Annotated in this window: 8 protein-coding genes; 5 read left to right on the top strand and 3 right to left on the bottom strand. The window is 38.4% G+C overall.

All coding sequences use genetic code 11. From position 1 onward, the window contains the following. The first annotated feature begins 17 nt into the window (after positions 1 to 17). From J3U74_RS10685 to J3U74_RS10695, 3 genes are all read left to right on the top strand, one after another. A complete protein-coding gene (locus J3U74_RS10685; protein ID WP_267329370.1) occupies positions 18 to 602 on the top strand; it encodes an IMPACT family protein in 585 nt (194 codons plus the stop codon). Positions 603 to 1989: 1387 nt separating this feature from the next. Then, a complete protein-coding gene (locus J3U74_RS10690; RefSeq protein WP_370634054.1) occupies positions 1990 to 2487 on the top strand; it encodes a GNAT family N-acetyltransferase in 498 nt (165 codons plus the stop codon). A 64-nt stretch (positions 2488 to 2551) separates the two neighbouring features. After that, entirely contained in the window at positions 2552 to 3289 is a 738-nt protein-coding gene (locus tag J3U74_RS10695; protein ID WP_267329371.1) for a rhomboid family intramembrane serine protease, read from the top strand. Between the two features lie 60 nt (positions 3290 to 3349). Here J3U74_RS10695 and lolE read toward each other — a convergent pair whose 3' ends face one another. Genes lolE through lolC form a run of 3 tightly spaced genes read right to left on the bottom strand, consistent with a single transcriptional unit; the run spans position 3350 to position 6504 of the window. Further along, positions 3350 to 4591 (bottom strand): lipoprotein-releasing ABC transporter permease subunit LolE, encoded by a 1242-nt coding sequence (lolE, locus tag J3U74_RS10700; RefSeq protein WP_267329372.1) that lies wholly within the window; start codon positions 4589 to 4591, stop codon positions 3350 to 3352. A gap of 1 nt (position 4592) precedes the next feature. Beyond that, on the bottom strand, positions 4593 to 5309 hold the full coding sequence (lolD, locus tag J3U74_RS10705) for a lipoprotein-releasing ABC transporter ATP-binding protein LolD (RefSeq protein WP_267329373.1): 717 nt from the start codon (positions 5307 to 5309) through the stop codon (positions 4593 to 4595). Then, positions 5302 to 6504 (bottom strand): lipoprotein-releasing ABC transporter permease subunit LolC, encoded by a 1203-nt coding sequence (gene lolC / locus J3U74_RS10710; RefSeq protein ID WP_366518661.1) that lies wholly within the window; start codon positions 6502 to 6504, stop codon positions 5302 to 5304. Before lolC ends, lolD begins: the two co-directional genes overlap by 8 nt. 160 nt (positions 6505 to 6664) lie before the next feature. On the opposite strand from lolC, the gene mfd reads away from it, so the two are divergent. Next, complete coding sequence (gene mfd, locus J3U74_RS10715) at positions 6665 to 10129, top strand: transcription-repair coupling factor (protein ID WP_267329374.1); 3465 nt, start codon at positions 6665 to 6667, stop codon at positions 10127 to 10129. Between the two features lie 32 nt (positions 10130 to 10161). Beyond that, entirely contained in the window at positions 10162 to 11718 is a 1557-nt protein-coding gene (locus J3U74_RS10720; protein ID WP_267329375.1) for a DUF945 family protein, read from the top strand. Positions 11719 to 11900 lie beyond the last annotated feature (182 nt).

An 11900-nucleotide genomic window follows, 5' to 3' on the forward strand; every position in this document is an offset into this window, starting at 1 on the left:
ATTTTACCAGAATTAGTATGCCATATACATTAGCAAAACCGACCCAATTCATCGAAGAGATCAAAAAAAGCCGCTTTATTGTTAATGCGGCGCCGGCGGTAAATCCCCAGCAAGCCGGAGAGTTTATTGACCAAATCAGTGATCCAAATGCCACCCACAACTGCTGGGCGTGGAAGATTGGGCAACAGTATCGCTTTAATGATGACGGCGAACCGACCAGCACCGCCGGGCGCCCTATTTTATCGGCCATTGAAGGGCAAGATTGTGATCAAGTCGTGGTGGTGGTTACCCGCTATTTTGGTGGTATAAAACTGGGTACCGGTGGCTTGATACGAGCCTATGGCGGCAGTGCCAGCCACTGTTTACAACAAGCAGAACTGATTGAGCTTATCACACGCATACCGGTCGAATTTCACTGCTATTACAGTGAATGGCCTATCATTGAAAATCGACTTAAAGAGCTTGATGCGATTATTGAAAATCAAGATTTTGATGCGCAAGGCGTCAATGTTAGTTTGGCAATCACTGAAGATAAAACCGCAATACTACAAAAAAACATCAGCGACATAACCCGTGGGCGAGTGATTATCCAATTACCCTAACAACGTGAGTAAGACAATAATACCGTTACTCAACAAGCTGTATAACAAATCAAAACGAAATTGACTTAAATGGCTTGACAAGAAGTTTCAGAAAACACCTATGTTTTAGTAAAAAACGTTTTTAAAAAGATGAATCAATGATTTGCTTAAAACCATTTCTGCCAGATTAAATACCCTATCCTTAGCGTTACTTTGAAACAGATACAGGTATTTAGAAAATCAGATTAACACTTAATTTCCCCAAAATAGCTTGTCAAAAACTTTCAGAAAATACCTATGTTTTAGTAAAAACGTTTTTAAAAAGATGAATCAATGATGTGCTTAAAACCATTTCTGTCGGATTAAATACCCTATCCTTAGCGTTACTTTGAAACAGATACAGGCATTTAGAAAATCAGATTAATACTTAATCGCCTCAAAATAGCTTGTCAAAAACTTTCAGAAAATACCCATGTTTTAGTATAAAAGCTTATATAAAAAAATAAATCAACGTTGTGCTTAAAACCATTTCTGCCAGATTTAATACCCTACCCCTAACGTTAGTTTGAAAGCAATACTAACATTTAGATAAAGCAGATTAACACTCAATCTACCTAAATAAGCTTGACAAGAAGTTTCAGAAAACACCCACGTTTCAGTATAAAAACGTTTTTAAAAAGATAGACAAATGATATGTATAAAACCATTTCTGCCAGATTAAATACCCTATCCTTAGCGTTACTTTGAAACAGATATAGGCATTTAGAAAATCAGATTAATACTTAATCGCCTCAAAATAGCCTGTCAAAAACTTTCAGAAAATACCCATGTTTTAGTAAAAACGTTTTTTAAAAGATGAATCAATGATGTGCTTAAAACCATTTCTGTCGGATTAAATACCCTATCCTTAGCGTTACTTTGAAACAGATACTGGCATTAGAAAATCAGATTAACACTTAATCTCCCCAAAATAGCTTGTCAAGAACTTTCAGAAAATACCTATGTTTCAGTATAAAAGCTTATATAAAAAAATAAATCAACGATGTGCTTAAAACCATTTCTGCCAGATTAAATACCCTATCCTTAGCGTTACTTTGAAACAGATACAGGCATTTAGAAAATCAGATTAATACTTTATCGCCTCAAAATAGCCTGTCAAAAACTTTCAGAAAATACCTATGTTTCAGTATAAAACCGTTTTTAAAATAGCCATTGATATTTCAATGCAAGTTTATGGCTTTGGGTCAAGTAACGAGATTTGTCCCGGGCGTTTAATACACTCAATATCACTTACCTAAAGTTGTTAAAGCCAATCAGACAAATTCGGCAAGTAGATTGCTTTATATTCTCGGTTGCTTGCCTGTGATAATCAAATTACAATAAATCACACTGTCCAAATTTTAGATTCATTATGATTACATACTGTGATGCCACTTTAGATGATTTAGCCTTTATTGTTGATGTGTATAATTCAACCATTGCCAGTCGTTCGGTAACGGCTGATATCAATCCGGTTACTGTTGAAAGTCGGCTCGATTGGTTTAACCAGCACAATCCTCAACATCGCCCCCTTTGGCTAATCAAATATCACAACCAACCTTGTGGCTGGGTGAGTTTGTCATCATTTTATGGTCGGCCGGCTTATGATAAAACTGTTGAGATCAGCCTCTATCTTCATCAGGATTTTAGAGGTAAAAAAATCGGACAAATAATGGTGGCAAAGATTGAAGCATTTGCTCAGCAAGCAGGCATAAACACTATTCTTAGCTTTGTTTTTGGACACAACACCGCCAGTGTCAATTTATTTAAAAAAATGCACTATCAACAATGGGGATTATTGCCAAATGTTGCCGAACTTGACGGTGTTTCACGTGATTTAGTCATTTTTGGTAAACCGCTAAATTAACCGTTTATTGACTGACAATGATATCGCTTTATTCTACTGATTTATCTGAAAGGATTATCTCGTTATGAGTTTATTAAAACAGACACTTTTTTTAGCCAAACAAACCAAAATTACCAGCTCGCTTGTGGTGATAAATGTTGCCTATTTTATTATATCCCGAATGCTTGATAGTCGAGGACTTACCACTCATGATAACGCGTTTTTGATTGATTGGGGGGCGGATGTTGCGCAATTGACTTTCTCCGGTCAATATTGGCGCATGTTTACCAACCTTTTTGTACATATTAGCGTTACCCACTTAGCGATGAATATGCTTGCCTTATGGAGTGTCGGCAGCATTTTAGAAAGAGTCATCCCACCTTTTGCTTTTTTAGGTATCTATTTTCTGTCCGGACTTTATGGCAGTTTAGCCAGTGATATTGCCACAATAAATGTGGTTGTGATTAGCTGTGGGGCATCGGGAGCGATTTTAGGTATTATTACGGCTTTCCTGGCGTTTTCACTTGTTAATCACGTTGATATGGAGCAGCTGCCAATAAAATCAATTATTGTCAGTTTAGTGCTTACCGCCGCAATCGGCTTGCTACCGTCTATCGATAATATGGCGCATATTGGCGGTGCCGTAACCGGATTTATTCTCGGTGGGATAGTTTCGGCATGTCTACGAAAGTTTAAATACTCTAGCAGTTTATTAAATATCATTATTGGGATAATTTTTATAATAGCGGCCGTAGGTTTATATCTAGCTTATCTAGATTATCTAGATTATCAATTTCCTGCTAACTATCGCTACTATTATTAAACTAAAAAAAGGCGTTATATACATCAATAATAACGCCTTTTTTTAAAATCAATCAGACGATTAAAAGCTATTTAAAATACGTGCCGGATCGATTTTACACGCTCGTCGGGCTGGATAATAACTGGCAATCAAACTTAACAGCATCGCGGTTACAAAGACAATTAACACATCAAGAAAATGAATTTCGGACGGTAAAAAATCGATAAAGTAGATATTACTGTTCAAAATTTTATGCCCCATTAATGACTCAATCCCTTTCATTATGTTTGAAAGTTGCCAAGACATTAGCACCCCTAAAATCACCCCAATGATACTGCCGATCAAGCCTGAGATAACCCCATACCAAATAAAGATATGTCTAATTAGGCGGTTGGTTGCACCAAGGGTTTTTAAAATCGCAATATCTCGTTGTTTATCTTTTACCGCAATAACTAAGGTTGAGACAATATTAAAACAGGCAACGCCAATCACGACAATCATTGCCAGATACATAATTTGCCTGATCATTTGGATATCACGATACATAAAACCGAAACTGTTTTCCCAACTGTTGAAGGTCATATTTTCGTTAAGATTTAATGCCGCCAGGCCGATGATCTGATTGGCTTGATAAAGATTATTCACATTGATCATTAAACCTGTGACACTGTCACCCATATCCAGCAGATTTTGCGCATCACTCAACGGCACTAAAGCGATATTATTACTTAAACTACCACTTAATTCTAAAATACCTTGCACTTGTAAACGTACCCTTCTCGGGGATTTAAGCTGATTCGGTTCGCTTGATACCGGAATTAATAACGATACCCAATCGCCTTCGCTCACCGCTAAACTTTTGGCTAACCCAGATCCAAGGATAATTTGTTGCTGGTCTGCCTTAAACGATGACCATTTATCATTTAAAACATAATTAGGTAAAGCGCTGATTTGTTGCTCTTGCACCGGATCAACCCCTTGCACCTCGACCGCCCCCAGCTTACTCCCGTTTTCAACCAAACCGGTAAAACTGACAAAAGGAGCGCTTGAAACTATGTTTGGGCTATTATCTTTTAGCTCTTGTTGGACATCTCGCCAATTATCTAAGTTACCGATTTCCGGATATAATTGACCGTGCGGCACAACCGATAAAACCCGATTATGCAGTTCCCGCTCAAAGCCATTCATGGCACTCAAACCAATAATTAGCGCCGCTATACCTATAGCAATACTGAAGGTTGAAACAATTGAAATTAACGACACCATGCCACTTTTACGGCGCCCTCGGCGAAATCTAATGGCGGTAAAGAGAGATAAAATCATATTAATTACCCATTAAACTTGTGTTGGCTGCACTGCTTTCAGTTAATCGCCCGTCACTCATAATTAACTGTTTATCAAGTTTGTTTGCTAATGCTAAATCATGGGTGACCACTAAAAAGGCGGTACCATGTTCACGGTTTAACTTGATAAGCAGATCAAAAATCGCATCGGCTGTTGATTTATCGAGATTACCGGTTGGCTCATCAGCCATAACTAAAGCCGGATTATTAATTAACGCGCGCCCAATTGCCACTCGCTGACGCTCACCGCCAGAGAGCTCAGACGGGCGATGATTGGCTCGTTTAACTAAATTAACCGAATCAAGCATCGCCATAGCCCGTTGTTTGGCTTCGTTTGGTTTTACTCCACCAATTAAAAGCGGCATAGCGACATTTTCCAGCGCCGTAAAATCGGGTAAAAGGTGATGAAATTGATAAACAAATCCAATTTGTTGATTACGCAGTTGCGCCTTTTCCTGCTCGGATAACCGATTAAGTTGTTGCGACTTAAACAAAATTTCACCCGATGTCGGTTGATCTAATCCGCCAAGCAGATGCAACAAGGTACTTTTACCTGAGCCGGAACTACCAATAATTGCCATTAATGATTTTGGATAGATATCAAACGTGACATCTTTTAACACCTCTGTCACCATTTTGCCTTCTTGATAGGTTTTACACAGATTTTTAGCTGACAGTAGTTTTTCTGAATTATTCATAACGTAAAGCCTCGGCAGGTTGAATATTAGCGGCACGGTAGGCAGGATAAATAGTTGAAATTAACGATAACATAAGCAATCCAAAAATAATTAATATAATTTGTGTCGGTTCAATCAAAGACGGCAACAAAATACCGGCAAACGACAAGCCCAAAACTTGCATGATTTCATTGAGATAAAGCGCAATCAACAATCCTATCGTACTGCCTAACAAGGTACCAATAATGCCCGATGTCGCACCTTGAATAATAAAAATGAGCATGATTTTTAATCGTGACAGCCCTTGCGTTTTCAAAATGGCAACTTCGCCTTGTTTTTCCATAACTAACAAGCTCAGCGAGGTGATAATATTAAATGCCGCCACAATAACAATTAAGCTAATGAGTAACCCCATAACATTTTTTTCCATTTTAACCGCTTGAAATAGCTCGCCTCGCTTAGCTCGCCAATCATTAAAGACTAATCCGTCCGGTAATGGTGCGCTGACCACTGAAGCAATATCTAATGGTTTATCTAAAAACAGCCGCCAACTGGTAATGTCGTTGCCACGATAACGTAATAAATTTTTGGCATCGGTTTGATTAACATAAATTAATGCTTGATTGATATCATGATTGACGGCAAACAGCCCAACAACATTAAATAACCGCTGTGAAGGAATACGACCAATTGGCGTAATTTGGCTAGCGTCAGTCACCATTAAGCGAATTTTATCACCCAATCCCACGCCTAGTTGATTAGCTAAGCTCTGTCCTAAAATCACATTATATTGTCCGGCTTTAAGTGCGGAAATCTCGCCCATGTAGATATAGTGCGTAATCGGATCATTATCTTCAGCATTAATCCCCATTAAGGTACTAACCGTGATGCTATGCTCACTTTGTAGAATCACATCACCGGTGACTAAGGGCGTAATGCGGTTAACGCCGGGTATTTTTTCAAATTGTGATGAAGGAAAGGCAACCGGATCGAGTCGACCTTGTTGTGTGGTAATTTGCGCTTGCGGAAAAAACTTTAAAATACTGTTTTGCATCTGTTCTTCAAGTCCATTCATAACCGATAACACAACAATCAGACCGATAGAACCTAGCATAATGCCGATCATCGACAGCCATGATACAAACCTGCCAAAGCCGTCGGTCTTTTGACCGTAGACATAGCGCAAGCCAATAAAAAACACTAATGGGCGAAATATTTTTGACATAAACGTATACAATACCTGAAACTTTGTGATAAAGCTTAACGAGTTGAATGTAAAGTGCTTATCATACAGGATTAAACAGATATAGAAAACAACCACGTAATTACGTTATAATCCTGCAATAACTATCGCAACGATATCAATTAACCTTATCATGCCTAATATAATGAATATTTCGACAATCATTCCTAAAAAATCCGGTGATATCAAGCAAGTGGGTGAACTTGTTGGCTCATCATTATCTCAACTGTGTGCGCAAGTAATTGAAGCGCATAATGGCTTAGTTGTGATTATTACCGATGATATGCAACAAACTACCCGAATTAATGAGGAGCTGAAACAGTTTTCTCGCTTTCCGTCAATATTCTTTCCCGATTGGGAAACCTTACCTTATGACAGTTTTTCACCGCATCAAGATATTGTATCGGAACGTTTATCGTGTCTTTATCATTTAGGACATTTGACTAAAGGTGCACTCATCTTACCGATTAATACCTTAATGCAAAAAGTCTGCCCACAAAGCTATTTAGGCGGGCATGTCTTTATGATGAAAAAAGGCTTAAGTATTAGCCGTGAAAATCTACGTTTACAGCTGGAAAATGCCGGTTATCGATCTGTCAGCCAGGTTATGGAACACGGCGAATATGCAACCCGTGGCGCCCTGTTTGATATTTTCCCTATGGGGAGTGATAATCCGTATCGGATTGACTTTTTTGATGATGAAATTGATAGCATTCGAACCTTTGATGTCGAAACACAGCGCACGCAAGATGAAATAACCGAAATACAATTACTTCCGGCTCACGAGTTTCCTTTTGATAAATCGGCTATTGAACTATTTCGCAGCCAGTGGCGTGAACAATTTGAAGTCAGACTTGAGCCAGAAAGCATCTACCAGCAAGTGAGTAAAAATATTTTGCCCACCGGCATTGAGTATTGGCAAGCACTGTTTTTTAGTGAGCCGTTAACGCCACTATTTTCCTATTTTTTAGATAATACGTTGATTATCAATACGGCAAACATTGAACAATTTGCCAATAAGTATTGGCAAGATATTTTGCAACGATATGAAAGCCGCCGTGTCGATCCTATGCGGCCGTTATTAGCGCCAACGACGATTTGGTCTAAAACCGACGAAATATTTGCTTATTTAAAAAATTATCCCCGCATTGTGGTTTCTAATACCGCCTTTAAACAATCGGCGAAAAGTATCAATCTGCCTTATCGCACTTTGCCCGATATTGCCATTGCGATGCAACAGAAAGATCCTTATTTACACTTTCAACAATTTATTGATGATTTTAACGGTAAAATTGTCTTTTCGGTCGAGTCGCAAGGCCGCAAAGAGGCGTTGCAAGAAGTGCTTGGTCGTATTCGGATTCACCCAACAACAATCGATCAACTCACTGAATTAAACCAGACTGAAAACCGATTCTGTTTGATGATTGGCGCCAGCGAGCAAGGCTTTATTGATGAACAACAAAACTATGCTTTTATTACCGAAAACGAGTTATTAGGTCGGCGGATTATCCGTCGTAAAAAAGAGCATAAACAAGCGATTAATACTGATAACTTGATTCGAAGTTTAGCCGAATTAACGCCCGGTAAACCGGTTGTGCATATTGAGCATGGGGTTGGACGATACGCCGGACTCACCACGTTAGAAACCGGTGGCATTAGTGCCGAATACCTTATCTTACTTTATGCAAATGACACTAAGCTTTATGTTCCGGTATCTTCATTAAATTTAATTAGCCGCTACTCAGGTGGTGATGAAGAAAATGCCCCACTAAACAGACTGGGCACCGATGCATGGAGTAAAGCCAGACAAAAAGCCGCCGAAAAAGTTCGGGATGTGGCCGCCGAATTGCTGGATATTTATGCTGAGCGGGAGAGCAAACCCGGATTTGAATTTAAACAAGACCGTGAACAGTATGAACTATTTTGCAGTGCATTTCCCTATCAAGAAACGGAAGATCAGCAAAATGCCATTGGTGCTGTTATTGGCGATATGTGTTCACCATATGCCATGGATCGCTTAGTGTGTGGCGATGTTGGCTTTGGTAAAACCGAAGTGGCTATTCGCGCCGCATTTTTAGCGGTGATAAACCAAAAACAAGCAGCAGTATTAGTCCCAACTACCCTGCTTGCTGAGCAACATTATGAGAGTTTTTGTGACCGTTTTGCTAATTGGCCAATTCGAATTGAAAGCTTATCTCGCTTCAAAACCGCCAAACAACAACAAGCAATTATTAAAGCGTTGGGCGAAGGTAAAGTCGATATTGTTATTGGCACCCATAAATTACTGCAAGAAGATGTGAAATGGAAAGATCTTGGACTACTTATTGTCGATGAAGAGCACCGTTTTGGTGTTCGGCAAAAAGAACGAATTAAAGCCATGCGTGCCAATATCGATATTTTAACGCTAACGGCCACCCCTATTCCACGTACACTTAATATGGCAATGAGTGGTATGCGTGATTTGTCAATCATCGCAACGCCACCAGCACGTCGACTCGCTGTGAAAACATTTGTTCGGGAATACGATGATTTAGTGATTCGTGAAGCGATATTACGTGAAATCTTACGTGGTGGTCAGATCTACTATTTACATAATGATATATCAGATATTGAAAGCGTAAGTGAAAAACTGGCACAACTGGTACCGGAAGCTCGAATTACCATTGGTCATGGTCAAATGCATGAACGGGATTTAGAGCGGGTGATGAATGATTTTCATCATCAACGTTTTAACATACTGGTTTGTACAACCATTGTCGAAACCGGTATTGATATTCCCAATGCCAATACAATAATTATTGACCGTGCTGATAAATTTGGTTTAGCACAATTGCATCAATTACGAGGTCGTGTTGGGCGCTCTTATCATCAAGCTTACGCTTATTTATTAACGCCTCACCCTAAATTACTGAGTAAAGATGCGAAAAAACGCCTTGATGCCATTGCCACTTTAGAAGATTTAGGCGCCGGTTTTGCACTTGCCACCCATGATCTTGAAATTCGTGGCGCTGGTGAACTACTGGGTAGCGATCAAAGCGGGCAAATCGAAACTATCGGTTTTAACCTTTACATTGAATTGCTTGAAGATGCGGTCAAATCCCTAAAAGAAGGCAAAGAGCCGACGCTTGAATCCTTGCTTAATAGCCAACAGACTGAAGTAGAGTTAAGATTGCCAACCTTAATTCCTGATGATTTCATCCCCGATGTCAATACCCGTTTGTCACTCTACAAGCGAATTGCGAGTATTGAAAATCTTGATGAGCTAACCGACATTCAAGTTGAAATGCGTGATCGCTTTGGTCAATTACCCGATGCAACAGTGTTTTTATTAGCCACAACCAAAATCCGTTATTATGCTAACCAATTAGGTATCACAAAAATTGAATTTAGCGATAAAGGTGGTTATATAGAATTTGGTAATAATAACCAAGTTTCGGTCGATTATTTAATTGAACTAATTCAAAAAGAGCCTAAAAACTATCGTCTCGAAGGAACAAACCGTTTAAAATTACAACAAAAAGAGTTACAACAAAATCAACGTATTGATTATATTAATAATTTACTAAGTGATTTTGCAAAGCACCGTGAAAATCCATAATGAAATTTAACAACAAATAAGGAATTATGATAATGAAGAAGGCATCAGTCGCGATTGGGATAGTTGCTGTATTAGGCATAGCTTATGTTGGCTCAACTTGGTACTCGGGAAACCTTATTGAAGATAATATCGATGAGCAGATAACCGCTATTACAAAGCATCTTAACAGCAATAAACGTTCGGTTAGATTTAACCTGATTAAGAGTCATTACGAAAAAAATCTGTTTTCGAGCAAATTTCACTTAAAAGTGACGCTATCTCAACAACCTAAATACCAATCGGAGGCTAGCGATGATGATCAACTTACCCTATTTGAAGATGATATAGCTATTCACCACGGACCTTTTCCACTTGCCGCCTTAGCTAAAGGTAATTTTACCCCTCAACTCGCTTTGATTGAATATCAAATGTCCGAAAAAAAGAACCCTGATCTTTGGAAGAAAGCGGGTAATCAGCCTCCACTTACTGGTTATATAACTATCGACTATAACAGCAATAACCAAATTAATTTAATCACCAAAGGGGGAGAACTAACACATAATGAAATCCCGTCACTTAGCCCTGATGTAACAATAGAATATGGTGAAAGTAGCATCAATTTATTTAGCAAAAATCATGGTCATGATATGGGTGGTAACATAAAAAGTGATAATTTCAGCATTTATGCCAACAATGAAAACAAACTATCAATTTCTCAGTTTGAAGCTTCTCTCTCCTCGCCTAATGGTCTGGGTTTACAGGATTTTGAGATAAATATTGGCAAGCTATTTCAACGTGATCTTACTGAATTTCCTCTAGATGCATTATCCGTAGATGTTGAGCTTTATGATATTTTGAAATTAGAAAATTTTAAAGCCAAAGGCCGTGTTAATGGCATAACTAAGGATATAGAGATACATAACACTTTGGATAAATTAGTCTCGTTATCTGAGGAGGAGCCGGATTTAGTGTTATCTAATATCGACCTGAAGCAAATTTACCGCGCAGCTAACGATAATCAACTGCCAAATGGTTCCCTGCAAATGAAAATTGAGTCAATCAATTATGGACAACAACACCTCGGTAAATTGATATTCGATATCGATTTTTCAGATTCGAATGATTTGTTTGTCAGGAAACTTGTTTCATTAGGACTTGGAGCTATTGAATCTAATCATGCTAGTGTCCCTAACAATCCGAACATTGCATTGAATATATTCAATTTTCATTCCGATGCAGGGGATTTAAATTTTTCTTTCAAAATTAAACAATTAAGTCTGGGGAGCATCAAGACGTTTTTAAACGATACTGTTCTAACAAAAATCAAACTTGAAGCACCATTTGCCGTTTTAGATCGCTTTGTTGCTCAAGTGTCAAATCCTGATTCGAGTGATGTCACTGATGAACAATTATTTGAGACAAACAAAATAATAGACTCACTGTTACATGAGCTTGAAGATAGTCCGATTGTCGATATCAAACAAGGAAGTAACCCGGGCATTTATAGCGATATAGAGATTCATGGCAATAAAGATAAAATAAGGCTAAATAATCATTTCATATCAAAAGAAGAGTTTTTACAATTTTTCGAATCAAATGTGTATGATTAAAAAAACAGTCATCCTTAACCTATTGCGCCAATATTATTGGCGTAATATCGCTGAAAATCAGCAAAAATGGTAAAAAATACCCCTATACAGCCAATAATCTCCCCCTACTCAATTATTTTCCGATCGCACTATTCGCCTGTCTGTAACGATAAAAATGTTAAAGTAATAGGGCTTACCCATTG

Origin of the sequence: Gilliamella sp. B3892 (assembly GCF_026536305.1) — a bacterium.
Lineage (GTDB): Bacteria > Pseudomonadota > Gammaproteobacteria > Enterobacterales > Orbaceae > Gilliamella.

Excerpts from the sequence above, each read along its gene's own strand:
- lolD (WP_267329373.1), bottom strand. The coding sequence starts at position 5,309 with ATGAATAATTCAGAAAAACTACTGTCAGCTAAAAATCTGTGTAAAACC.
- J3U74_RS10720 (WP_267329375.1), top strand. The coding sequence starts at position 10,162 with ATGAAGAAGGCATCAGTCGCGATTGGGATAGTTGCTGTATTAGGCATA.
- mfd (WP_267329374.1), top strand. The coding sequence starts at position 6,665 with ATGCCTAATATAATGAATATTTCGACAATCATTCCTAAAAAATCCGGT.
- lolE (WP_267329372.1), bottom strand. The coding sequence starts at position 4,591 with ATGATTTTATCTCTCTTTACCGCCATTAGATTTCGCCGAGGGCGCCGT.
- J3U74_RS10695 (WP_267329371.1), top strand. The coding sequence starts at position 2,552 with ATGAGTTTATTAAAACAGACACTTTTTTTAGCCAAACAAACCAAAATT.
- J3U74_RS10685 (WP_267329370.1), top strand. The coding sequence starts at position 18 with ATGCCATATACATTAGCAAAACCGACCCAATTCATCGAAGAGATCAAA.